The 25407-nt window shown below is 29.1% G+C and carries 22 protein-coding genes; all 22 read right to left on the bottom strand.

Annotated elements, in window-relative coordinates:
- Positions 1-94: 94 nt before the first annotated feature.
- The 22 genes from HLB29_RS02745 to HLB29_RS09770 all read right to left on the bottom strand — a co-directional run bounded on the left by HLB29_RS02745 (position 95) and on the right by HLB29_RS09770 (position 25101).
- Complete coding sequence (locus tag HLB29_RS02745) at positions 95-1009, bottom strand: AAA family ATPase (protein ID WP_185623593.1); 915 nt, start codon at positions 1007-1009, stop codon at positions 95-97.
- Positions 1010-1069: 60 nt separating this feature from the next.
- Positions 1070-1903, bottom strand: coding sequence for a DUF4097 family beta strand repeat-containing protein (locus HLB29_RS02740; RefSeq protein WP_185623592.1), 834 nt, complete (start codon positions 1901-1903; stop codon positions 1070-1072).
- Positions 1893-2489, bottom strand: a complete 597-nt coding sequence (locus tag HLB29_RS02735) for a DUF1700 domain-containing protein (RefSeq protein ID WP_185623591.1) — start codon at positions 2487-2489, stop codon at positions 1893-1895. The genes HLB29_RS02740 and HLB29_RS02735 overlap by 11 nt, the downstream gene beginning before the upstream one ends.
- Positions 2482-2805 carry a PadR family transcriptional regulator gene (locus HLB29_RS02730; RefSeq protein ID WP_185623590.1) on the bottom strand — a complete coding sequence of 108 codons (324 nt, stop codon included), beginning with the start codon at positions 2803-2805 and terminating at the stop codon, positions 2482-2484. Before HLB29_RS02730 ends, HLB29_RS02735 begins: the two co-directional genes overlap by 8 nt.
- Before the next feature lie 449 nt (positions 2806-3254).
- Positions 3255-5513, bottom strand: coding sequence for an ABC transporter permease (locus HLB29_RS02725; RefSeq protein WP_243155067.1), 2259 nt, complete (start codon positions 5511-5513; stop codon positions 3255-3257).
- Positions 5514-5523: 10 nt separating this feature from the next.
- Positions 5524-6222 carry an ABC transporter ATP-binding protein gene (locus HLB29_RS02720; protein WP_185623588.1) on the bottom strand — a complete coding sequence of 233 codons (699 nt, stop codon included), beginning with the start codon at positions 6220-6222 and terminating at the stop codon, positions 5524-5526.
- 295 nt (positions 6223-6517) lie between these two features.
- Positions 6518-7477, bottom strand: coding sequence for a C1 family peptidase (locus HLB29_RS02715; protein WP_243155066.1), 960 nt, complete (start codon positions 7475-7477; stop codon positions 6518-6520).
- Positions 7478-7495: 18 nt separating this feature from the next.
- Positions 7496-9298 (bottom strand): DNA/RNA non-specific endonuclease, encoded by a 1803-nt coding sequence (locus HLB29_RS02710; protein WP_185623587.1) that lies wholly within the window; start codon positions 9296-9298, stop codon positions 7496-7498.
- Between the two features lie 392 nt (positions 9299-9690).
- On the bottom strand, positions 9691-10386 hold the full coding sequence (locus HLB29_RS02705; protein WP_185623586.1) for an N-acetylmannosamine-6-phosphate 2-epimerase: 696 nt from the start codon (positions 10384-10386) through the stop codon (positions 9691-9693).
- Positions 10387-10558: 172 nt separating this feature from the next.
- Entirely contained in the window at positions 10559-11320 is a 762-nt protein-coding gene (pflA, locus tag HLB29_RS02700; RefSeq protein WP_185623585.1) for a pyruvate formate-lyase-activating protein, read from the bottom strand.
- A gap of 157 nt (positions 11321-11477) precedes the next feature.
- Positions 11478-13706, bottom strand: a complete 2229-nt coding sequence (gene pflB, locus HLB29_RS02695) for a formate C-acetyltransferase (protein ID WP_185623584.1) — start codon at positions 13704-13706, stop codon at positions 11478-11480.
- A 254-nt stretch (positions 13707-13960) separates the two neighbouring features.
- A complete protein-coding gene (locus HLB29_RS02690; RefSeq protein ID WP_185623583.1) occupies positions 13961-15382 on the bottom strand; it encodes a leucyl aminopeptidase in 1422 nt (473 codons plus the stop codon).
- 211 nt (positions 15383-15593) lie between these two features.
- Positions 15594-16100 carry a VanZ family protein gene (locus HLB29_RS02685; RefSeq protein WP_185623582.1) on the bottom strand — a complete coding sequence of 169 codons (507 nt, stop codon included), beginning with the start codon at positions 16098-16100 and terminating at the stop codon, positions 15594-15596.
- 76 nt (positions 16101-16176) lie between these two features.
- Positions 16177-17076: a helix-turn-helix transcriptional regulator gene (locus HLB29_RS02680; protein ID WP_185623581.1), complete on the bottom strand. Its 900-nt coding sequence runs from the start codon at positions 17074-17076 to the stop codon at positions 16177-16179.
- Between the two features lie 222 nt (positions 17077-17298).
- A complete protein-coding gene (locus tag HLB29_RS02675) occupies positions 17299-17886 on the bottom strand; it encodes an L-2-amino-thiazoline-4-carboxylic acid hydrolase (RefSeq protein WP_185623580.1) in 588 nt (195 codons plus the stop codon).
- A 268-nt stretch (positions 17887-18154) separates the two neighbouring features.
- A complete protein-coding gene (locus tag HLB29_RS02670; protein WP_185623579.1) occupies positions 18155-19030 on the bottom strand; it encodes a hypothetical protein in 876 nt (291 codons plus the stop codon).
- Positions 19031-19295: 265 nt separating this feature from the next.
- The gene (locus HLB29_RS02665) at positions 19296-19853 is read right to left on the bottom strand and encodes a DUF2812 domain-containing protein (RefSeq protein WP_185623578.1); all 558 of its coding nucleotides are present in this window, start codon (positions 19851-19853) and stop codon (positions 19296-19298) included.
- Entirely contained in the window at positions 19846-20169 is a 324-nt protein-coding gene (locus tag HLB29_RS02660; protein WP_185623577.1) for a PadR family transcriptional regulator, read from the bottom strand. The genes HLB29_RS02665 and HLB29_RS02660 overlap by 8 nt, the downstream gene beginning before the upstream one ends.
- Positions 20170-20346: 177 nt before the next feature.
- On the bottom strand, positions 20347-21678 hold the full coding sequence (locus HLB29_RS02655; protein ID WP_185623576.1) for an MATE family efflux transporter: 1332 nt from the start codon (positions 21676-21678) through the stop codon (positions 20347-20349).
- 390 nt (positions 21679-22068) lie between these two features.
- Positions 22069-24588, bottom strand: a complete 2520-nt coding sequence (locus tag HLB29_RS02650; RefSeq protein ID WP_185623575.1) for an ABC transporter permease — start codon at positions 24586-24588, stop codon at positions 22069-22071.
- 14 nt (positions 24589-24602) lie between these two features.
- Entirely contained in the window at positions 24603-24902 is a 300-nt protein-coding gene (locus HLB29_RS09775) for an ABC transporter ATP-binding protein (RefSeq protein ID WP_330604359.1), read from the bottom strand.
- Positions 24865-25101: an ATP-binding cassette domain-containing protein gene (locus tag HLB29_RS09770; RefSeq protein WP_330604358.1), complete on the bottom strand. Its 237-nt coding sequence runs from the start codon at positions 25099-25101 to the stop codon at positions 24865-24867. Before HLB29_RS09770 ends, HLB29_RS09775 begins: the two co-directional genes overlap by 38 nt.
- Between the last annotated feature and the right edge of the window lie 306 nt (positions 25102-25407).

Here is a 25407-nt window from a genome sequence, read left to right as displayed (position 1 = left end):
ATTTTATCTTTTTATATAATTGTGATATCTATAATTTATAAATATCACCATTATATACCTTTTTCATTGCACATTTTTTCATTGCTGCATAGCTTTATAATACTTTAAAAATATCACTACTTTTCAAGTCATCCTTAAATAATGAGTTAATAACATCAGAAACTACTTCTCTTTCATACGCATCAAAAGTTTTATTAACAATCCCCATTTCTAAAGCCAATTTAATCGGTAACCCTCTTTTCATTGTCTCTATACTGGAAAATAATCCACGCATATCTATAGGTTTAGAAGAAATTTCTGCATTTAAAGATTTTTTTTGCAAATCCATAAATAACCTTACAAATAAATCCAGATACTCATTATTCAAATCGAATTCTTCTTTTAATATCATTTTTAAGTTATCTTCACTGATTATCGGCATATCAATTACCAAAAATCTCGATACTAAGGCTTCATTCAGTTCCTTTGTACCGATATAACCATAATTCATTGTTCCTATAAATCTGGTTGCCTCATGCATATCTACTTTTTTATACCCCGGTATATCTATAACTCTTCTATAATCCAATGCAGAATAAATTACTGACAATGAATCGTTCTTTGCCATATTAATCTCATCAAATACTGCAAATCCCCCGTACTCGGCAGCAGAATAAACGGGACCTTTTCTTAGCACAACTTCATTATTTATAAAGGTATCCGTACCTAATAAACTTGCACTGTCGGATGTTATATTCATAGATATATTCCACATCGGTCTGCCAAATAACATCGCTAAATTTTCTGCAAGTACATTTTTTCCGGTAGCTTTTGGACCGGATAAAAGTATATTGTATCCACTAAGCAAGGCAGCTATAGACTTAGTTAAAATTTCTGTTCCATAATATTTGTAATGTGGTTTTGGAACTCTATCACTCACCTGTAAATCCAATTTATAATATTCTCTGAATTTATGTAGTTCCTTTAATAACTCTTCCGGAACACCTTGTTTAATTAAAAAATCGTCCATAATACCTCCTTTCAGGGTTTACTTTCAACTAAATAATACCCACTATTAAAGGTTTTTAATTTATATTTTACTGATTAAATATGTGTCTATACAAATAGAACCATTTGCTGTAAATATTTTCATTTTATTTTTTTCTTTTTGAGCCTTGTAGTAAAATTTTGTATTGTCATCTTCCGAATCAATAGATGTTGAGTCTTTATCGCTTAAATTATTTATACTAATATCCCCACTATTGTTCCTTACATCTAATGATGTATCATTACCTAATATTTTACTTACACGTACATTAATATTTCCGCTATCCGTACTTATATCAGATTTGACAATATCAGTTTGAAATAGATCAATATCACCATCGGTACTTCTAAAGTACAGATTTTTAGATTTTATTCCACTTAACTCTGTTTGACCACTTTCATTTTTTATACTAATATTTTCCGGTTCTTTATCCTTTGGTATAAATAACGTTACCCCTTTCGCTTCTTCTCCTAAATTAATGCTAAAACGTTCAATATTAATCCATGGATTAATTCTTCTAACCGAATTAGTTTCATCTACTACATTTTCCTCTAAAAGTATAGTGGAGGAATTTTCTTTAGACTTTACAAATTCAGATTCGGAATGATATTTATAATACTCTATATATGCATTTTTTTTGTCAGTTTTTCTTACTGTAATATTCAACTCTTTTAAATCTATTTCAATTTTTTTAAAATCCCCAAGTTCTTTTACTACTATTTCTTGTGAAGCTTTACTTCCTATTCCATATTTAGAAAGATCTGTGTTATTTATAAAATCCATAGCTCCTAATGTATATCCTATGCAAGATAAACTTGCCCCTATCAAAATCATAATAAGGGAAATGATTGCAATCTTTTTAATGTTAAGCTTCATTTACTTTCCCTCCTCTTTTTATAACTTTTCCTGCTAACATAATGAAACAATATGAAATAAATTTTATAATATAAAATAATCCTATAGCCATAAGTATAGAAATCCCTATAAGTGCCAATCCACCACCAGATAGTAATAATACCGCCGGTATAGATTCAAATATCATCGTCAAGCCTGAAATCAATATACTTCCACCTAATATAAATCCCGTTCCGATTATTGTGACTATTGCAAATAATGCGCCTAGTACTAAAAATATTAAAGCCCCTATCAGAAAAATAAAACAAACAAACAGCGGCAATCCTATTGGAGTCGCAAAAATTGCTAAAATTGCTATCACGACTGCTTTCCATGAAAAACCACTTTTATTATCTACTATTTGATCAGTAGATTCTACAAGTAAATTCTTAATCAATTCGCTCGCCGCTTCTTTTGGACTCCCCAACTCATCAATCACCTCTTGTTCATTTCCTTCGCCGGCATCTTCAAAATACTCATTAAAATATTCTATTGCCTCTTGTCTCTCTTTCACAGGCAATTTTCTCAGATAAAGTTTTAAATTAGACAAATATTCCTGTTTATTCACTGTCCTTAACCTCCTCTTCAATAATTCTATCTATTGTATTTTTATATTCCTCCCATTCTCTTTTTAGATATTCTAATTCTTCTTCACCATATTTAGTAATCACATAATATTTTCTTGTTCTCCCTTGAAACTCTTTTTTGTAGGTATCTAAAAAATTATTTTCTTCCATTTTTTTCAATATGGGATATAAAGTCGACTCTTTGATACTGGATACCAATTTAATCTTTTGACTGATTTCATATCCATAAGAATCACGTTGGGATACGAGGGACAATATTAAAAATTCTATCAATGGTGCAGGTAATGGATAATACATCTATTCACCTTCTTTCCAACTGCATTTTCTTTTATATTTATCATGTATAAATATAATATTAATAATATCATTTATCTAAGCATAATATGTAATAAATTTATATATATAAAATTTTTATATATTATATTCATAGTATTACATATGCAATTCAATTAGTCAATATATATGTAAAATTTTTATATATATGTTTTTGTAAATAACTAAACCATATGCCTATTTTATATTTTTTGCTTCATAAATTTATTTTTGCATTAAAAAACAGGACCGATATAAAAGTTAATTTTTCAGTACATATTAATATAAAGTATACTTTTTTTAATAGTTCTATTATCATGATAAAAACAACTTTTTTCATGATAAAAATAACTTTTTCAACTTTTTGCCCGGTCCTATTTCAAATTATATTATTCAATTTTTCTTTTAAGTGTTTTTAAAAGTTTATCTCATATTTATTCTATATTTTTTAGAGCTACGTTTTTAGGAACTTTATATATCTTTATTAATTGAATAATTGAAACTGCTAAATAACTTACAATCCCCATTATTACCATGTTTATATATACTTTTTGAGATACTTGTAAAGGTATGTACCCGGCTATTGTTTTATATATTACTTCTGTGAATAACTTATACATTATAATATCCACAACAGGTATCGCAACCAATAAAGATAGTATAACAACTATAGTAGTCGCAATAATATATAATCTGGCAATTTCTATATTCGTAAATCCTAATATTTTAACCATAGCAATAGATTGAGTATTTTTTTCTATTATCTGTTTTGAAAGCAAAAACATCAACAATAGGAACATTACAATACCAAACCATTTTAAAACATCCATGAAATTTCCCATCGATACTTTCAACTGTGTTGATAATTTTGTTAAATCATCTTTAGTTATTATTGTCGCAATAAGATTTTTATCCAAATTATCTATTTTTTTATTACTAAAATATCCGTTAAAATATCCAACCGGTTTATCAAACCTTTTGTTAAAATCTTCTTTATTCATAAATACAGACATAACCGCATCATACTTATATTCACCGGCTATAGTAAATTTATAGTATTTATTTTCATATTTTTCCCTTAGTTTTATAGTATCACCCTTATTTAAAGAATATTTTTTCATTATTCCACTAGATAAATAAACTTTTCCCTTTGGTATTTTTAAATTTATATATTTACTGTTTTTTTCAATACCATAAATTGTTATATCATCCGAAATAAAATCCTTTTGAGTGCTTGTAAGCATTGTTACACTATATTTTTCCACATCTGAATTTTTTACTTCTACCGGATATTTCAATACATATTGGTAATTGGAAAACATGCTATTTGAAATGTCATTGGCATAGTCATCTAAAAGTGGCGAAAACATTGTTCCAAATACTACCAAGATAGATGCAAACACTATTCCAATAAAAAGCACTATATAACTTGAAATATTCTGAACAATAATTCTAATTCTAAATCTATGTAAAAAAGGTATCAATGTACTGAGATTTATAGCTTTCTTTCTTTTGAAAGTGGTTAAGTCTCTTCTAATAAATTTTATAGGAGATATTCTCAACTTAGCATATAAAACTATAAAATTTATCAAAAACATCAAAATTATCGGAACTAAAGTAGTAGCAATAAATGCCTCCGTATTCAAAAGTACTTCATATTTAGTAAGACTATAACTTCCATAGTACAATCCCGCCATTTTTTTCTCAAAGTACGTATATCCTAATATATTACCAATTATACCTGCAACTAAGGTAACTATAATAGGTAAAATCATATAATGCCTTACTAACTCCATCTTAGTATACCCTGAAGCTCTTAAAGTGCCTATTGTACCGGCTTCTTTAATAATTGTATTAGATGTTGTAACAGCAAATACAAAAGCTATTATAAGTATAACTATATAGGAGAAAATTAAAAACATAATTTTATCTTTACCTAAATCATCTCCCGAAAATGTAATAGCTTTATTTTCCAATCTTGGAGTAAAAGATGTCAGAATTACATCCTTTTTTAGATTTTCTAACAAATCATCAGATATTTTTTTCTCATTCATATCATTTCTAGGTTCTTTGTCATATTCATAAGCATAGCTATATACAGGATTACCTTTATCTATTGAATTAAATCCATCTTCAGTCATAATCGCTACTGAAAAATGTGTCGCATCAAAAATCATGTCTGAATTGCTTTCAAATAGACAACTATAATCAGGCAAAGCAATTAATCCTGAAACAATTAATTCATTATCACCGAATCTAATTTTATCTCCTTTTACTATCCCCGTATTATCAGAAAACATTCTGTCTATTGCAATTTCATTTTTATTTTCTGGGAGTTTTCCAGACATTATACATTCTTTGTTTACATCATCTCTTTTTGAAAATATTCTATACTTTGCTTTATCACTATTCTCTTTTAAATCTCTATAATACAAATTATATATTTTTATATTATTTTTCTCTTCAATTTCTTTTATCTTTTTATTATCTAATTCAATCCCTGACACAAAATTTCCATTTTCGATATTATATTTTTTAAATGATTGATTATATGTTGTGTACATACTGTTGTCCGCTACCAAAAATCCCGATACTATTGAAATAAATATGGTAAGAAAAAGAAAAATAATAATATATTTGACAAATTCTGTTTTTAATTCCCTTGGCAAACGCCTGTTAAGCGGATTTTTCATATCGTCCTCCTTACCATTCAATATTTTCTATCGGAGTTTTAGACTCATTTACATAATTTTTTTGTATTTCTCCATCTTTTAAAGTTATAATTCTATCTGCCATATTTTTTAAAGCCTCATTATGAGTAACTATTATAACAGTAGTACCATATTTTTCATTAATATCTTCTATTAACTTTAATATTTCCTTTGATGTATTGTAATCAAGAGCTCCTGTAGGTTCATCACATAATAGCAGTTTAGGGTTCTTTACTATTGCTCTTCCAATAGATGTTCTTTGTTGCTGACCTCCAGATAATTGATTTGGCAACTTTTTTCTATGTTCATATAAGCCTAATACTTTTAAAAGTTCATCCGTATCAAGTGGATCGGAACTTAAATATGCTCCAACCTCTATATTTTCTCTTATATTCAAATTTGGAATTAAATTATACATTTGAAAAACATACCCTAAATATTTTCTTCTATATAGAGTAGAATTTTTTTCATTCATATCTTCTAATTTGGATCCTTGAATTGATATATAACCTTCATCTGCTGATTCTATAGCCCCTAATATATTTAGAAGTGTTGATTTTCCAGAACCTGATGGCCCCAACAAAACACTCAATTCGCCTTCTTCTATTTCCAAAGAAATGTTTTTTAATACTTCTACTTTATTCTCCCCTTCTCCATATGATTTAGAAATATTATCAATTTTTAAAAACATAGTTTTTCCCCCTCACTTTCAACCCTATTGATATAGATTTTTATTATCAATAATTCATAAAAAAATAATAGACTCTTTAAATACATTATACCACTTTGAGAACATAGAAATATAGTATTTATTTTATAAAAATATCAGATTCGTAAAAACAAATCTGATATTTTTAAATAAATATTATTAATAGTTCAAAATATATTAAGTATTTAAAATAAATATTAAAAATCATTAATTTGAATAACTAATATTAATTCATTTTTAAATACTACCATCAAAATAAAAATCTCCTTTAAATACTTTATTTATTCAAACCAAACTGTTGAGTGTCTACCCACTCCATAGATAATATTGACCAAAAATCCTGAGCTAATCCATCTATAACATAATCATATGGTATCCATCCATATCCTTCTTCTCCCCATGACGTTCCCCAAGAGTTTCTAATTAATATGGCTCCTTTTGTTTTTTTATTACATCTTGTATTTATTATTTCCTTATCATCATCGTAACCTACTGCCATTACCGCATGTCCCCATTCTGCATTTTCATTTTTGCAAGGATAAGGTATTGCCCCCGGTGAATCAGAATCTTCAAATGATGGAAAACCGAAAAAACCAAACATGGAAGGAATACCTGCAGCAAGATATTTTTTTACAGTACGTAAAACCTCTTTTTCATTATTCTTCTTACCTAGTGGATCATAACAGAAATAATTAATAGTAGTATAATTCTTTGCCATAGCGTATAAGAAACTATCAGGCTCTTTATCCCAATCAGGATTTACTGTTTTTCCATCTAAGGAATATGGAAAATATTTCTCATCAGGCACTCCGAATAGTACAAGGGCTCCCATTGCTGATCTTAACCATGCACCGGAATCGCCTTCAGATAACATAAGTTTTCTCGTCGTCTTATATACAAATAATCTTGACCCTTCCAGATACATTCCATAAGCTCTTCTTTGAAAGTATTCCACCATTCCCACAGCGGCATTTGCAGTACACGAACCTAGTTCCAGCTGATCCTCGACAGGGGAACACCATTCTCTAAGATCGACTTTTTTAGGCAAAGCAGTTTCATTTCCATCTATTCCTAATTTTTCAGCAAGTTCTGTTATTACGGGATTGTCATCGGAATAATCTCTCATATCAGGAAGAGGTGGCAACCATCCTGTGGTTATTTTTTCACCAAATTTTTCACCTTTTAAAAATCTTCTTTGCCTATAAGTATTATATAAACTACTACCCATTAATGACATAACATCACCAACCCAATCTTATAATCTAATATCGTTTTCATCAGTTATACGCAATCCTGAAAATTCAACATTTGCAATAGGATCGTATTTTGATAAATCTCCAAAGTCCAAACCGGTAAGTTCTTCTATCTTTCTCACAGGCACCTGATACGTTTCATACGCCCCATAAGCAAATTCCAAGTCATCTATCATATTTTCCTGAGTCTGAATATATGCAGTTGCAGACAATGTTCCATTATCCTTTACTACTGTAACTACCTTCCAGAAATCAGCAGGTATTTTGAATTTTTTACGATAAATCATATCGTCTTCTTTAAATACAGGCCCTGTAAATACAGAAACCTTTATATTCATTTTATCAGCATTTTTTAGTATATAATCTTCTAGACCTAACCAAATTTTCTGATTTAAATCTTTATGTTGTGGTGCACTGTTTGTGAAGTGAAATGTATCTTCATTGGCTTGATATGCATGTTCTCCCCAGTTAGGATCATTCCTTCTTACCAAATGACCTCTATCTAAATCATTTTTGTTATATACTTCATTTCCATACTGATTTTCTATATTTATCCTTGTATCAAAACGCCAATCATCATCAGATCTTTTTATCTTCACCAAATTTTCACCATCTATATTTACTGCTGTAAAATATGCTAATCCTCTGGATTTACACATAACTATTGAAAAATGAACATAATCTAACACATAATTTCCATCTTTCATTCTGGATACATCTTTTTCCATTTTTTCATTTAATTTAGGAAGATCTACTTTAAAATCCTTACCTAAGAAATTTGGATTATAACCTGTCCTTACATTTGTAGGTATATCATCGCTTGTATCATCATCCTTATAATCATTTTTTTGATCATCATTTAAATCCTTTATTTTTAAATCAGGAAAAATTTCTCCCACTATCTTTTTACCATCGCTGTTCAAATTACTATACTCCTTTCCAATGAAATTAGCTATTGAACTAATTCTGATTCCCTCGTTTGCTATCCATTCACCTTTGCTGTCCGGATTAGGCACTCCTGAATGATGTAACCCAACTACTATCCACTGATCATTAAACACAGGTGACCCTGATGAACCCGGTTCAGTATCAGTCATATAGTGCAAGTAATCATCAAAAATATGTTTGACTTTGTTTTCTCTCAGTGTAACCGACTTTGGTCCACCTTTAGGATGTTGAATAATAGAAACATACTCTCCTTCCATGACTTTTCCTTCCTCAGGTATTAATTTAATATAACCAAAATCCTCATATGATTTTCCGTTTGATAGCTCTTTTTTAATTGCTATTATAGTAAAGTCCAACGATTTGTCAGTAATGAAAAACTTCTTGGGATTCATTTTATAGTAATATATTTGGCAAGGCATGAAATTTTCATCATTTTGATAATTGAACTCCGCAATTGCACACATTGCTGTATCTATGTCTGGAATAACATGATTATTTGTCATAATAATTCCATTTCCTATCATGAAACCTGTTCCACTTCCAATCACGTTTCCAACCTTATTTCTTATTGTTATTCTACAAACTGATTTTCCAACCTCAAATCCTTTTTGTAAATATAAAATAGGAACCAAATCATTTTGCCCTAATATCCGTTCCATCGCCAATGAATCTTTCTTATTGATTACTCTTTTTCTTGCGATTAACATGTCATCAGATGCGGTCATTGTAACATTTTCCCTATCCCTTTTACTCGATTCTTTTAAAAACCTGTCTAAGGCCTCTTTTTCAATTTGAGCTTCACGATTTAAAAGCGTCTCTTCCGAAATCTTTCCTCTGTCTACAATTCCTTTCAACATATTGGTCCCTCCTTAAATCCTACAAATATTCAATTTTCAGCTACTTCTTCCTTTAACATAATTATACAATATTGTATATAAGCGTCAAGTTTTTGAAAATTCAGAAAATAATATAAATTACTGTACCAATCTTATTTTATTAGTACAGTTGAGCATAACTATATACAATATATAGAAAACAATATCAATTCTTAATTTTCCAAAATTTTTCTATCAATTTTTATTCATATATTATTTAAATGTTTTTAACGTTCATCATTTAATTTCTTATAATCTTCTTTACTCAAACTCATTACATATTCTGTTCTAACTTCATTCAAAATAGGAATATATTTTTCTTTAATCTTAACAATAATCTTTCTGTTTCTAGAATCATAATAATTACTCCATAGTTATTTTATAGCTTTTACAAATCTGGTTGCTATTTCTCTAGGTCTGGTAATTGCTCCACCTACTACTACTGCATAAGCACCTGCATTTAATGCTTCTTTTGCTTGTTCAGGGTAATGTATTCTTCCTTCTGCAATTATTGGTATATTTATAGATGAAGTTAGTTCTTTTACTAAGTTTATATCCGGTCCGTTATTTTTTCCCTTCGAGTAGGAAGTATATCCACTCAAAGTAGTACCTACCAAATCTACACCGGCTTTTTGTGCATTTATTCCTTCTTCTAAGGTTGAAATATCAGCCATCAAGATTATATCGGGATATTTTAATTTTATTTGCTCTATAAAACCATTTATACTTACTCCGTCATTTCTTGGTCTCATAGTACAATCCAAGGCTATTATTTCACATCCGGTTTTCACTAATTCATCAACCTCTTTCATAGTTGCAGTAATATACTGTTCCATTCCATCGTATCCTTTTTTGATAATTCCGATTACCGGAAGATTTACTTCTTTTTTTATATCAATAATATCCCTTGTTCCTTGCGCTCTTATTCCTACTGCACCAGCGTTTAAAGCTGCCTTTGCCATCAATGGCATAATTCCACCTTCAGGTCTGTATAAATCTTCTCCTTCAAGTGCCTGACAAGATACAATTATCCCGCCTTTTATTTTAGATAATACATCTTCTTTTCTCATAATCCACCTCCTCGTATATAAATCTTAGCATTTTAAAATAACTTTGTAAATATAGTGTTTAAATTATTTAATTAAACATTATTTTTAAAATATGCTATTAAAATGTATTCTTATATATGTGGATACTTTATATAAGATTATAATTCAATGCAGGTCTAATTAGTGATTTTTTTTACAAATCACGATATCGAGTATAACTATCTACATTTAAAATTTTCTTTGCATTTTCAATACGTTCTTGAGTTGGTGGTTCTATCCCTTCTAAAGTGTATTCCATCCCCAGATTATCCCATTTATATTTTCCCATCGTATGATAAGGTAAAATTTCCACTTTATAAACATTATCCAACGTTCTTATATACTTATCCAATTCTATCAAGTCCTCATCATAGTCACTGCGTTTGGGAACTAAAACATGTCTTATCCAAACAGGTATTTTTTTTTCAGACAGATACCTACCCATTTCAAGTATATTTTTATTTTCCCAACCAGTTATTTTTTTATGAACTTTATTTCGAATATGTTTTATATCAAATAAAATTAAATCTGTATATTTTAACAATTCATCAAACTTAGAAATAAATGGCTCATCATATGTAAATGGCATTCCACACGTGTCAAGTGTTGTATTTATTCCTTCTTTTTTAGCAAGTTTAAAATACTCTATCAGAAAATCAATTTGTAAAAGGGGTTCCCCTCCACTTGCCGTTATTCCTCCTTTATCTCCCCAAAATTCTTTATATTTCATTGCTTCATTAAACAATTCTTTGGCAGTATATGGCTTTCCTTCTTTAAATTTCCAAGTATCAGGATTATGGCAAAACTCACAAAACATGCGACACCCCTGAAAAAAAGAAATAAATCTTATTCCCGGTCCATCTACTGAACCAAAACTTTCAGTAGAATGAATATATCCTATTATCTTTTTTGACATTTCATCATCAACCTTCCATTTTTAAAAGGGACTAACTCACAAGTCAAAAATATTAGCCTATCAAGATATAGAATTTCTAAATTAATAAATTTACTATAATGATAAGTTAAAAATATAGACTTTTGGATTAGTCCCTTAAATTTTTAAATATACTTTTTTACATACTTTCATGCATAGTGCGTTTTATAACTTCCAGCTGTTGTTCGCGAGTCAGTTTTATAAAATTAACTGCGTATCCGGACACACGAACCGTTAACTGAGGATAATTTTCAGGATGTTCCATTGCATCCATCAAAGTTTCACGGTTAAATACATTAATATTTAAATGATGTCCGCCCTTTTTAGAGTATCCATCCAACAACATAGCTAAATTTTCTTCTTGTGTTTCCAATTCTTTACCCAATGCTTTTGGAACTATTGAGAATGTGTTTGAAATACCATCTAATGAATATCTGTATGGTAATTTTGCCACTGATGTCAAGCTGGCCAATGCTCCATGAGTATCGCGACCATGTAATGGATTCGCACCCGGTGCAAATGGAGTGCCATCTCTACGACCATCCGGAGTATTTCCCGTATTCTTTCCATAAACAACATTTGATGTAATAGTCAAAATAGAAGTTGTTTGGACAGATTCACGATAAGTCTGATATTTCTTGACTTTAGTCATAAAACTCTTCAACAGGTCAATTGCAATCTGATCAACACGATCATCATTATTACCATATTTAGGATAATCTCCCTCTATTTCATAATCAATTGCCAAACCGGTTTTTTCATCTCTTATAATTTTAACCTTTGCATATTTAATAGCTGAAAGTGAATCTGCTGCAACTGAAAATCCTGCTATACCGGTAGCCATTGTACGCAATAATTTTGTATCGTATAGTGCCATCTGGATTCTCTCGTATGAATATTTATCATGCATATAATGAATAACATTCAAAGTATTCACATATAAACCTGCTAACCATTCTTCCATTTTATCAAATTTTTCCATTACTTCATCATAATCCAGATACTCGGATGTTATAGGTTTATAACTCGGTCCAACTTGAATTCCCGTCTTTTCATCTACACCACCATTAATGGCATACAGTAAGCACTTTGCTAAGTTCGCACGAGCACCAAAAAATTGCATCTGCTTTCCTATACGCATAGCAGAAACACAACAAGCTATTCCATAATCATCTCCATATTCCGGACGCATTATTTCGTCATTTTCATACTGTATTGCCGATGTATCAATCGATACTCTTGTTGCAAACTTTTTAAATCCATCCGGTAGTGCCGGTGACCATAATACAGTTAGATTTGGTTCCGGAGCCGGACCTAAATTGTACAATGTATGCAAGAAACGAAATGAATTTTTTGTAACTAATGATCTACCATCTAATCCAATTCCCGCTATTGATTCAGTTACCCAAGTAGGATCTCCAGAGAACAATTCATTATAGTCAGGAGTACGGGCAAATTTAACTAAACGCAATTTCATAACAAAATGATCTACTAATTCTTGTGCTTCTTTTTCAGTCAAAATTCCATTTGCAATATCCCGTTCAACATATATGTCTAAAAATGTTGAAACACGTCCAAGAGACATTGCTGCACCATTTTGTTCTTTAACTGCAGCCAAATAAGCAAAATATGTCCACTGAAAAGCTTCTTTTGCATTAGTAGCCGGCTTTGAAATATCAAATCCGTAAATTTTTCCCAATTCTTTGAGTTCGTTCAATGCACGATATTGTTCACTTAATTCTTCACGTTGACGAATAACCGACTCTGTCATAGTTCCATTACCAGTATTATTCCAATCCTTCATTTTTTCATTCATTAAACGATCTGCCCCATACAATGCTACACGACGATAATCCCCTATTATACGACCACGACCATATGCATCCGGCAATCCTGTAATTATTTTATTACTACGAGCTCTACGCATTTCAGGAGTATATACATCAAAAACACCCTGATTATGAGTTTTTCTCCAATCTCTAAAAATACGCGAAATTTCTTTATCTACCTTGTACCCATACAATTCACAAGATTGTTCTGCTGTACGAATTCCACCAAAAGGCTGTAGTGAACGCTTAAATGGTTTATCAGTCTGAAAACCAACTATTTTTTCCTTATTTTTATCTAAATAACCAGGTCCATGAGAAATAATAGTAGACACAATTTCTGTATCCATATCTAAAACTCCACCATTTTCTAACTCTTTTTTAGATAGTTCCATTACTTGTTCCCACAGGGCTTTTGTAGCTTCTGTAGGTCCTACTAAAAAATCATCATTACCTCTGTACTCGATATAATTCTGTTGAATAAAATCACGAACATCGATCTCTTCTTTCCATGTGTGACCTTTAAAACCTTCCCATGCCATCTTATTCCTCCTTTTTTTAATAAAATTAATAATCAGGTATTTTTACATTAAAAACTCCTACATAAATAGTATAACATACTTTTTATTAATTGCGAATGATTTTTATTCTGTTTTATTTGAAGTTAGACTCTTACATAATTCTTTCGATTTGAATAACCTTTATTCCAAAAATAATAAGCAAGTAAAAATAGGTATTTTCACGGCTAAAGTTGAAAATACCTATTTAAATCACACTAATCACACTTTATACATTTCTATTCACTTAATAAATAATATAAGGATTTAACTAATGTTCCGGTAGCTCCTTCTTTTAAATATCCATATGATTTGCTAATATATGCTGTCCCTGCAATATCTATATGTATCCAGGGAATTTCTTTACCTATAAATGAACCTACAAATAGACCAGCTGTAATCATACCACCAAACTTTCCACCAGTATTTTTTATGTCGGCCACCTTTGAATCGTTCATTTTTTTATAATACTCTATATTAGGCATTTTCCATACAATTTCACCGGCTTTAAAAGTAGCCTCTTCAAGTTTTTTAAAAAACTCATCATTATTTGTAACTACACCGCTCACCTGTTCACCAAATGCCATTACGCAAGCTCCTGTCAATGTCGCAAGATCAATCAATTTAGTAGCTCCCAAATTATTAGCCGCATAATACACCGCATCTGCTAAAGTAAGTCTTCCTTCAGCATCTGTATTTACAATTTCAATTGTTTTTCCACTCATAGAATTTATAATATCACCATTTCTATAGCCATCACCTGAAATCATATTTTCACAAGCAGCTACAATCCCTACCACATTGACCTTTGCGTTCATACCAGATAATGCATTCATCGCACCTATAACTGTACCTGCACCACCCATATCAGTAAACATATCTACCATACTAGTCGCCGGTTTAATTGCATATCCGCCACTATCATAAGTAAGTCCTTTTCCAACAAGTGCAAACCTTTCATCAGATTCGGGATTATTATAATACTCCATTACAATTAATTTAGGTTCTTTAGCACTCGCTCTGGCAACACTTAAATAAGCCGCCATATTTAAATCTTCAATTTCTTTTTTTCCATAAATAGTTACTTTGACCCCATTTTTTTCTAACTTTTCTTTTGCTATCTGTGCCAATGTTTCAGGGTAAATTACATTTGCAGGCTGATTAACCAGGTCACGTGCCAAAAATATTGATTCCACTAAATTTATTGATTCATTAATTCCTTTTTCAGCTCTCTCTTCCTTTCCTGAAACCGGTATATAATTAACTACAATTTCATTGACTTCTTTTCTATCACCTTTAAATTTATCATATTTATATGTAGCTTGTAACATACCTTCAGAAATCGCTTGAGCAATTCTATAATTGCATAAATTATTTAATTTAGGTATATTAAGCTCTACCTCATCAACCTTGTTTTTTAGCAAAGTATTATTTACATTGTAGAAAGTTTTTCTAAGAATATCATAATCAATTTTTGATTCTTCTCCTAAACCTATAAACAGATATTCTTTCATATTTGAATCTATATAATAATGAACTTCCTCGGCTTTTCCACTAAAAATTTCTTTATCTTTTAAATACTTCAAATACTCAGTCTTAATATCATTTTCAAAGACCAAAACTCCCTTAACTCCGCCTGATTTCCCTATATTAAATTTCATAAAACCTCCTATTTAATACCTATTGATTATTTTTATCAATATTATATCATTTCGACAATTTGTTTTCCATAATACTTAACGATTGATTATAAAAGCCAAGCAACCAAAAATATATTTTTGTCCTTTATTTAGCTATGTATTTTTTATCACCAGCAATGCTCTTCATAATCATATTGTTCTTGTATGATGCAGGAAATACCGCTATTTCAGATTATTTTTGAATCACTATTAAAAATAAATATCCTAATACAGCTATTATCTCCATAATCAAGAAAAAATAATTTACTAATTTTTCTGTCCTATGCTTAAATAACTTCTTAAGAAAATTATATAAAATTATACCTACAAAAACACCTAATGTATTACCAATTACATCTGTAATATCACTACCACCTATAGCAAATATGTATTGTATAGTTTCAAATATTATACTTATAATAAATCCTACTAATAATTTTAACCAACTTTTTTGTGGAAGATTCAAAATCATCATATATATTCCCAAAGGAATGAAAACAATTATATTATATATAATTTCAGAGTAATCCATTTTTCCGTTTAAAATCACTGATTGTCCAAAAGGTACCAGATTTAAATTTCTCATGTGCGGAATATCATATATATTTGTTGATAATTTAAAAAGGATTAACCATACAAGAAGTATAAAATAAATACTAAATACAATTTTCGTCAACATAAAATTTTTCTTTTCTAACATATTTTAATCCTCCCTCTTATTTTTTTACTTTATTTATAACTACTTTCAAAATAAACTCAATGCTTGACACCATTTGTCAAATTTCATATTTTTGTACTATTTTATTTGCCATCTCTTTAATTTGCATACGTATCTCTGCCGGTTCCAAAACTTCGACACCATCTCCAAAAGAAAAAATGTAATTATATAGATTATAGTCATTTGGTATTTCTATTTCCGCATACAGATAACCTTTATCATCCTCAGTTATATCTCCACTTAACTCATCATAAACCCTAAATGCAACTTTGCGTTCAAATTTCACTTTTATACATACAGTATTTTCATACTTTATCTCTTTTTTTAATGCCAAACTATCAAAATTTTCTTCAAATTTTACAGATAATACTTCCAAATTTTTAATTCTGGATAACTTAAAATATCTAAAATCATTTCGGAACAAACAAAATGCATATAAGTACCAATCCTGGCCTTTAAACAATAGCCTTGCGGGTTTCACTTTGCGACTTGTTTCCTCTTTGTTACTACTAAAATATGAAAAAGAAATTATACTTTTACTTAAAATCGCAGACTTTATTTCATTGAAAGTTTTCTCATGAATCTTATTATTTTGCCAGTTATTAAAATCAATCTCTATCCAATTTGTGTTTTTCATTTTAAATAGTGCCGATAATTTTGTTAGCAATTCATTCTCATATAATTTATTTATATTTTCCAAACCATGAAGTGCTACCATAATTTGCTCTTTTTCGTCTTTAGTCAGTAATGATTTGCTAAGTACAAATTCTTCAGCAATTTCTATACCTCCATTTTTACCTTGAATTGTGTAAATTGGAATACCCGCACCGCTTAAAGAATCTATATCTCTGTAAATTGTCCTTACTGATACTTCAAACTTATCTGATAACTCTCTTGCTGTTACTTTACCATTTTCCAGTATATAATATAGTATTCTAAATAATCTATTATTTTTCATAGCTTTGACCTCTCTTGCCCCTATTATACCATATTGAAACTATACTATATATCATATTCAAAATTATAATTAAAACCTCCTATTTTTTTGTACCGACCACCAAAAGTTATACCAAAAATCTAACAATTGAAGATCTGTACAATATTACAGGAGGTTTTATTAAAAATATTTTAAATTCCAATTCTATAATCTTTTGATTGATTTTACATAGCTGACTATAAGTTAATTATCCAAGTCATTTTTAAAAATAAAACAAAAATCACACTTCTTTCCACCCATACCAAGTGTTTCATTTCGCCTAAAGTCCATTTTATCTATATTTCCAAAGACAATATGATCGCTTAAACAAAATACTTCGCAAATTTCAATACAGTCAAAATAACTACATGTATCGGCCCACAAGCATTTAGTTATATCCACCACATATTTTTCGTCATTGTCAAACAGTATTTCACTTATCCAAAATTCATTACCATTCATTCCTTTTCTCATAAAAAATCTGAATACTCTAGAAAATTTAGGTAAATGAAAGAATTTTGATAATATATTATGTGCTTTTTCCGCCCTAAAATAAGCTCGTTTTCTTACTAATTCTCTTGCCCTTTCTTTTGGTATCCCATACTGCAAAAATGTTTTGTATAAAGCAATATTAGGCAAGATACTACTTTTTTGTTTCTTTTTTTGTTTTTGAGTCCATGTTCCCTGATCAAGTTTTTTAATGAGAATATCCATATTTCTTCTATATTCTTCATCTATATTTTCCAAAATATGTTCTTCTACTTCACAAGAATAAAAATCTTTGAATTTCATTATCTCACCCCCCAAAAAAATCTAACTATTCTAACCTATAAATTTTTAAAGGTTTACTATATTATAACATTGAGAGAAGATTTTTTATAGATATGATTATTATTATCTTATTTAAATGAGTTTTAATTTTATACAAAGATTATTTTTCACCCATAGTATTGAATAATATTCACATAAAACAAAGTTTATGTTGTTTTCAAAACTTTCAAAAATTCGAATTAATTAGACTTTTGGTTAATAATAAAAAAATTATATACCTTTCTTTCTGTTACTTGAAATTATCATAGATTGCTTTGTATATTTTATTTTCTCTATGAGGAATGCAATCTGCTACATAATTCCACCAAAAATATCCACCTATGTAATTTTTTGTAAAAAAAGGCATTTTATAATATTTATTTATCATTTCGATTTTACTATTGATATTTGCAGTATTTGCAGTATTACCACATTCTCCAATTCCTATCTTTGAATCGGGAAATAGAGTCTGAAATTCAGTAATTAGTTTTTGCCAATCCGGATTATATCCCTCATTATCATCCTCATAATAACTAATAAAAACATAATCTATTTCTTTTCTAATCTTCAATGAAACATTCTCTCTTATCCACCTGATCATATCTCTATTATGTGAAGGATTCTCATAATAAAATGTTATTGCTGTTTTTTTATCCGTACCTTCGAAAACATCATGAGCAGCCATCACTTTTTTAATAATCAGTTTATCACTTTGTCTAATCCATTCTACTCCATTTATTTCATTTCCAATTTCCCAGATATCAACGTATTTTCCCAAATATTTATCCGATTGCAAAAATCTGTTTCTATAACTCTCGACATCTTTATATAAATTCATCTCATAAGAATCTACCGGTTCTGCCATAATATATGCCACTTCATGTATCTCTCTAAATATCTCTATATACTCTTTGGGGTGAGTATCTTTCGACATTACAATTCTCACTGTGGGTTTGACTTTAAAATTTTTCAGTGACGAAACAATCTCTTCAATACTGACATTATCATACCAACTATCATCAATTGTTAAACCATATAGTTTTTCATCGTTATTTTTTATCTTCCAGAATAGTATTATTGATAGTATCAGAACTATTGTAAGTATAACGCTTATTAATTTCTTCATACAGTACTACCCTTCCTATCATTAGTTTTTTTGTTATATATCAACAAATTTAAACATTTATTATAAAGTTTTATTAAGATTCTATTTAATTATATTTTCGTAAAAGTTTTTCTATTTATTCAAAAAAACTAGTTTGGTTATAGATATTCCAAATAACAATCCTATAATAAAATCATGGCCTTCAGGTATATCATTTAAAATTATTACTACTAATAAGACTATAATACTTAATAGAACTCGATTCTTTTTGTCCATAGATAAATATTTAATACCCATCTCGAAACTCCTTTTTTAATTTTTTTAACTTTAAACCACAATATATAAATATAAACAAGTACAAAATAAAAAGTGAAATATAAAATACTTCTAAGTAACTACCTCCAAACTTAGAGTTTTTTTGAATAAGTCTTATTAAGTTTGGAATTATTATTGCAAAAAAGATTATTAATAACGGTAGCATCCTTGTTCTAAAGATATGTTCAATCATACTAATTTTGGATTCTGTGTCTGAAAAAATTTTTCTATCATTTTCGCATAAAACATTAATATCTAATTTTCTAAAATAATTCCATCCAAAACAAGAACCTAAGTATTCCCATCCATAATCTTTATACATTTGTAAATAATCTTCTGTGACCTTTTCATCTTTGTAATCCAATTGATAAATAACCTCTTCTGAATCACATTCTTCAAAAATAAAAAAACAAGGAGGTATCATTTTAAGTAACTTCCAACCTTTTTTATGTTGCTCTTCAAGCCATTTTTCTTCTTCCAAATAATCGGCGATTGTAAAAAATCTTACTCTTGTTTTTCTCCTATCCATTATATTCTTCCCCCAAACTGTTGATGTATAATCGTTTTATTCGTTTTAACTCAATATCTAATATTTCTCTTCCTAAGTCTGTAATCAAATATATTTTTCGTTTGTCTTGTTCATTAATAAACTTAATTAATCCGTCTTTTTCCATTTTTGATAATGTACCATACATCGTACCAGGACTTATACTTACTTCATTTCCAGTCATCTTTATTACTTTCTGACCAATACCATATCCATGTTGCGGTAACTGTAAACAATATAAAATGTAAAAAGCTGTTTCAGACATAGGAACATATATTCTTTTTAATTTGGCATCCACAGTATTTCCCCTTTCTATATCGTAGTATTATATATCGTGATTCGTTATATAAATTATATCGAGATACGATATATTTGTCAATAATAATATTAACATTAAACAAAATTTAACATGTAGAAATAAAAGTATTCTTTTATCGCTAAGCAAAAACGTTTTAATTATGTTCCAACTTTCCCTTTAACTTAAATTTTTACTAACACTAATTGCAAATGGTATTGTTATAAGTGTTGTCAAAAAATCCGAAACGGTTTGAGCGTACATAACACCATTTAGGCCCATAAATTCAGGCAAAATTATAATAACCGGAATAAATATAATTCCTTGTCTACAAATATTCAAAAAACCACCCAGGATAGCTTTACCCATTGATAAATATAATGTTAAATAAGTAAATTGAAATCCAAACGTAACAAACATTATTACTCCCGCCCTCAATGCAGGAACTGCTATTTTTAAAACATCCTCCCCTGTGCCAAATATCAATAATATATTTGGTGCAAAAACATAAATTATAACAGTCCAGGTCATACAAAAGATACTAGACCACTTTATACAACATTTAATTGCTTCTCTCACTCTTTCGTAATTTTTAGCTCCATAGTTAAAGCCTGCTAAGGGTTGTAACCCTTTCATATATCCAAACACAACATTCGTTCCAAGTGTTACAATCCTAAGAACAATACCCATCGCAGCAATCGCTTCTTCTCCATAAAAAGAAGCTGCATAGGATACTTTGCTTATGGATATAGTTTGTAAGAGTTGAAGAATTAACATAGAAATTCCTATCTTTAATATCTCTTGATAAATTGCAATCGTAGGTTTGAAATAAGATACTTTTATATTAATTAAATTTTTATCGTCTATAAAGTAAATAACATATATGATACTTGTTATGACTCTTGCTATAAATGTTGCAATAGCTGCACCTTTTACTCCTAAATTAAATCCAAATATGAATATTGGATCTAAAATCATATTTGATATAGAGCCTACAATCATGGCTTTTAAGGAAATTTTTGCAGCTCCTTGTGCGACAACTAAGTTTCCAAGCGTTACATTGATTGCTCCTAAAATACCACCAACTATAAATATTCCAGTATATGATTTAGAAAGTTCCATAATTGATGGGATTGCACCCATGAATTTCAACATTCTGTCTAAATTGCAAAACAATGTAATAGCTGTTATTATTCCTAAAATTGCACTGGACAAAAAGGAAACTGTAGCTACAATATTTGCTTCTTTTCTGTTATTTTCTCCAAGTAATCTTGATATATAAGAGCCTGCTCCCGCACCAAAGGTTAATCCTATTCCTAAGAAAATAAATTGAATTGGAAAAGCAACTGAAACAGCAGCCACCGCTTCTTTTCCAAGTCCGGACACAAAATATGTATCTACTACATTATATAATGCTGCTACCAGTAAGCTGATTACCATAGGAATACCCAGCTTAAAAAGTGCTTTGTTAATATTTTCTTCTTTCAAAATTTTTATTCTACTTTCATTCATTTAATCTTTCTCCATTTCTCAATATTCTATTTCTTGTATTTACGCAACAAAAAAAGGCATAAATACAAAATCGTATCTGCCTTTTGTTCGATAAACTATAAACAAAAGGCCACAGACAAAACATTGCCCATAGCCTTTTACATTTTAGTTACATATCGAGAAATGCACACAAAAACAAAGCCATATAAATGACTTAATTTTTTGTATTTCCCGATGAAAATCTTAAATGCAATTTACATGCTATACTCTGTACAATGTTTCATCGGTTTCATTTGTACAGAGTTAAGTTTGTTCTTTGGATGATTTTTTAGGTAAATGTTCATTATATTTTCCTTTCAATTTTCGCAAAATATTATATCATATTCTTTATCAAATATCAAAAATTAAGCATTAAGCATTCTGTTTATTTATTGTATTCTTCGATGCAATATATGTCGAAACTATTGAAACTACTATAAATAAAATAAATACTTGCATCACCTGCTTTACAGGAACTCCATTATCAATCATTTTCGTAAATTTCGCTTCTTTCAACACCTTGTTAACATTTGAGATTTTATACATATATACACTTGAGGCTACAATAGATGCAATTATCGATGAAACTATTCCATAATAAAGCCCTTCTAAATATATATTTTTCCTTAGTTGAACTCTACTCATACCAATGCATAGTAAATCGTGTATTTCTTTTTTTCTAATAATTAAATTACTCTTAATTATAAATATGGTATTTATAAAAACAATTAATATTGCCGTTAAACTATACATTATTCTTAATTTTTTATCAATTTTCAATTGCAAGCCTAAATATTTTATCTCCTCACCTTTGCCTCCCATGGATATTGCATCATTTTTTGAAATGATTTTTTTCAAGTCTCTTTCAAGATTCATAATTTCATTCTCGCAGGCAAAAATAAATAACGAGTTATCATTATATACATTTGTTATTCTCCTGTAATCCGTCTCGTTAAATATAACCTGAGCTCCGTTTAAACCAACATTTCCATCCTGTCCACCTGCATAGTCAGTATTCATTATTCCAGATACTTCTACATTCAAAACTTTATACTCTTTAATCCCATTATTATCAACAGGCAGTTTTATTTTGAGTGTATCTCCAACACTAACTTTATTTAAGATTTTTCTATCGATTGATGATATTTTTTTCGAGTAAATATTATTAACAAGGAGCACTCTAGGTTTTTCATTACCACTTACTTCCTGTATATTTCTACCTTCATTTATGAATTTATCTCTTTTTTTCAACATATTTTTATTATATGCTCTTATCATTATTGGATACTCTCTTGAATCTATTCCGATTTCTTCTTTATATTCATTAGATACTTTTTTCTCATAATCTAACAAGAATGCATCCATTGTCATACTGCAAAACTCAACTTCTTTTACATAACTTGATTCCTTTACTTTATCTCCAATATTTTTACTTATATTAAAGTAAAGTGAATCAGTCCCTTTAGTACTTCCGTCTATTTTTTTATCAACACTTCCATAGCTCATTGACCATATACCACCACTTGCACCTGCATACATACTTTTCATAACCATTTCGGCTGAAGAAAAATTCAAAATGAATACAAGTCCCACAGTAGTCATTGTCAATATTGATATAATGGTTTTAGTTTTATCTGCCCAAATATTTGATAGCGCTAATTTAACAATTATATCGTTTTCTAGCATCTTTATCCTATATTTCCATTTTATCGGATTTCTCACTCTATTAGTCTTCATAAGTTCTATCACTGTATTTTTAAGTAACTTATAAATTAATATAAAATTCGATAAATATACCGCAAACACTGCAATAAGAATAGCTATTCCTATATTGGTATAACTAATTGTCAATACGGGATTATCATACATAAAGTTGATGTAAGTATAAGAAATTAAAATACTCGCAAAAACACCTATAAGTGTACCTATAACTACAAAAAAAGACGAATATATCAATAGCATTTCCATTAACTGTCTTTTTGTCATCCCTAGCGATCTAAAAGTTGCAAGCTCTTTTCTCATATCGGATAAAATTATATTAAATATGTTATGAATCACTATAATTGATATAATAACTATTAATGCTGTATTTCTTATATTCTCGATATTTAGTTCGGAGCTTTGTTTTAACAATTTTATTGAAGATACCTCACTATTTTCATGTATACTATCCCATCCTAGATTCAATTTATTTTGTAGATAAAGTGAGTATTTTTCGGCATTACTTTTTTTTAAAAATACATATCCATCGTACTTTTTATTAGAAGATACCGTTGGTAGTGAATCTGTATTGAATATAAAAGCTCTATATTTTGTTCCTCCAATAGAATCAGCCAAAGATTCGTAATATTTATCTGTCTTTTTTAATATACCTACTACCTTAAATTTCTTATTTGATGATTTAATGTGATTTTCGCCATTTTCATTATAATTTATCGAATGTAGTAAATTAACATATTTACCAATTGGATATTTAATATTAAGTTGATTTATAAATTTTTCTTCTAAAACAATTTCATTATCATTTTGTGGAGCTCTCCCTATCATGTTGTATTTTAAACAGTCAACAACATATTGTTTGTCAAACACATATATGCTTGTCTTCAGTCCAATTGATTTATCTATCAAATCTCCACTGCAATTTTCAGTATATAATATACTCTTTATTTCTTTATCAGAATTCAGCATACTGATATTCTTTTTCGTCAATCCTAGCAATTCTATATCATAATCTCCATACACAGACTTCGCTTCTTCAATTTGAGAGTCATAAATGGAATCTCTGGTTATACTTATAGACAAAAATAACACTACAGCAACTATTACACTTGATAGTAGTACAAGTGTTTTTCCATAATTACGAGTAAAATAGTTAAATGAAAGTTTAAACATATATAACTCCTTTATCAACATTTATTATATTTGTCTTTTACAACTTTTCCATCATTAAGTTCAATCACTCTATCAGCTTCTCTAGCTATTTCAGGATTATGTGTTACCATAATTAAAGTTTTATTAAATTTACTTACTAATGATTTCAAGATATTCATGACTGCCCTTGCATTTTTGCTATCAAGATTTCCAGTGGGCTCATCAGCAAATATTATATCAGGATTATTTGATAATGCTCTTGCAATAGCGACTCTTTGTTGTTGACCGCCAGACAGTTCATCTGGATTCATCAAGTTCACATAAATTTGAATCACCTAAATATATACTCCCTTCTGTTGGAACATCTAAACATGCTATACAATTTAACAATGTTGTCTTACCCGAACCACTTGCGCCTATAATAGCCACAAATTTTCCTTTCACTATGGTGAGTGTAATTCCATCAACAGCTTTTACTACATCATTTTTCATATTATAATATTTTTTTAACCCGTCAATTTTTACTATCTCCATAACAAACCTCTTTGATACTACAAAATTTACTGAAACTACATACTTAAGTTACCTTCTTTTTATTTCTATATTATGCAACTTGATACAATGGCGATATCTTTTAAAAATATCGTAAAATTAATATATTATTTAAACCCTTCATTATAGTTACTATTAATTTTCACATTTATTTTAACATTGAACATTTTCTTTGTCAATGAACCATTATCGAATTCTTGTTATTATACGATAATATAACCTTATACTTATTTTTCAATTATATCACTTTTTGGTGCCAAACTTGGTACTATACAATATTCTTTATAA

This window comes from Peptostreptococcus canis, assembly GCF_014229965.1.
Taxonomy (GTDB): domain Bacteria; phylum Bacillota; class Clostridia; order Peptostreptococcales; family Peptostreptococcaceae; genus Peptostreptococcus; species Peptostreptococcus canis.
This window is presented reverse-complemented; position numbering and strand designations above follow the sequence as displayed.

What these genes read in the sequence shown, in the direction of transcription:
- HLB29_RS02745 (WP_185623593.1), bottom strand. Translation starts at nt 1,009, where the DNA reads ATGGACGATTTTTTAATTAAACAAGGTGTTCCGGAAGAGTTATTAAAG.
- HLB29_RS02740 (WP_185623592.1), bottom strand. Translation starts at nt 1,903, where the DNA reads ATGAAGCTTAACATTAAAAAGATTGCAATCATTTCCCTTATTATGATT.
- HLB29_RS02730 (WP_185623590.1), bottom strand. Translation starts at nt 2,805, where the DNA reads ATGTATTATCCATTACCTGCACCATTGATAGAATTTTTAATATTGTCC.
- HLB29_RS02725 (WP_243155067.1), bottom strand. Translation starts at nt 5,513, where the DNA reads ATGAAAAATCCGCTTAACAGGCGTTTGCCAAGGGAATTAAAAACAGAA.
- HLB29_RS02720 (WP_185623588.1), bottom strand. Translation starts at nt 6,222, where the DNA reads ATGTTTTTAAAAATTGATAATATTTCTAAATCATATGGAGAAGGGGAG.
- HLB29_RS02715 (WP_243155066.1), bottom strand. Translation starts at nt 7,477, where the DNA reads ATGTCATTAATGGGTAGTAGTTTATATAATACTTATAGGCAAAGAAGA.
- HLB29_RS02710 (WP_185623587.1), bottom strand. Translation starts at nt 9,298, where the DNA reads ATGTTGAAAGGAATTGTAGACAGAGGAAAGATTTCGGAAGAGACGCTT.
- HLB29_RS02705 (WP_185623586.1), bottom strand. Translation starts at nt 10,386, where the DNA reads ATGAGAAAAGAAGATGTATTATCTAAAATAAAAGGCGGGATAATTGTA.
- pflA (WP_185623585.1), bottom strand. Translation starts at nt 11,320, where the DNA reads ATGTCAAAAAAGATAATAGGATATATTCATTCTACTGAAAGTTTTGGT.
- pflB (WP_185623584.1), bottom strand. Translation starts at nt 13,706, where the DNA reads ATGGCATGGGAAGGTTTTAAAGGTCACACATGGAAAGAAGAGATCGAT.
- HLB29_RS02690 (WP_185623583.1), bottom strand. Translation starts at nt 15,382, where the DNA reads ATGAAATTTAATATAGGGAAATCAGGCGGAGTTAAGGGAGTTTTGGTC.
- HLB29_RS02685 (WP_185623582.1), bottom strand. Translation starts at nt 16,100, where the DNA reads ATGTTAGAAAAGAAAAATTTTATGTTGACGAAAATTGTATTTAGTATT.
- HLB29_RS02680 (WP_185623581.1), bottom strand. Translation starts at nt 17,076, where the DNA reads ATGAAAAATAATAGATTATTTAGAATACTATATTATATACTGGAAAAT.
- HLB29_RS02675 (WP_185623580.1), bottom strand. Translation starts at nt 17,886, where the DNA reads ATGAAATTCAAAGATTTTTATTCTTGTGAAGTAGAAGAACATATTTTG.
- HLB29_RS02670 (WP_185623579.1), bottom strand. Translation starts at nt 19,030, where the DNA reads ATGAAGAAATTAATAAGCGTTATACTTACAATAGTTCTGATACTATCA.
- HLB29_RS02665 (WP_185623578.1), bottom strand. Translation starts at nt 19,853, where the DNA reads ATGGATAGGAGAAAAACAAGAGTAAGATTTTTTACAATCGCCGATTAT.
- HLB29_RS02655 (WP_185623576.1), bottom strand. Translation starts at nt 21,678, where the DNA reads ATGAATGAAAGTAGAATAAAAATTTTGAAAGAAGAAAATATTAACAAA.
- HLB29_RS02650 (WP_185623575.1), bottom strand. Translation starts at nt 24,588, where the DNA reads ATGTTTAAACTTTCATTTAACTATTTTACTCGTAATTATGGAAAAACA.
- HLB29_RS09770 (WP_330604358.1), bottom strand. Translation starts at nt 25,101, where the DNA reads ATGGAGATAGTAAAAATTGACGGGTTAAAAAAATATTATAATATGAAA.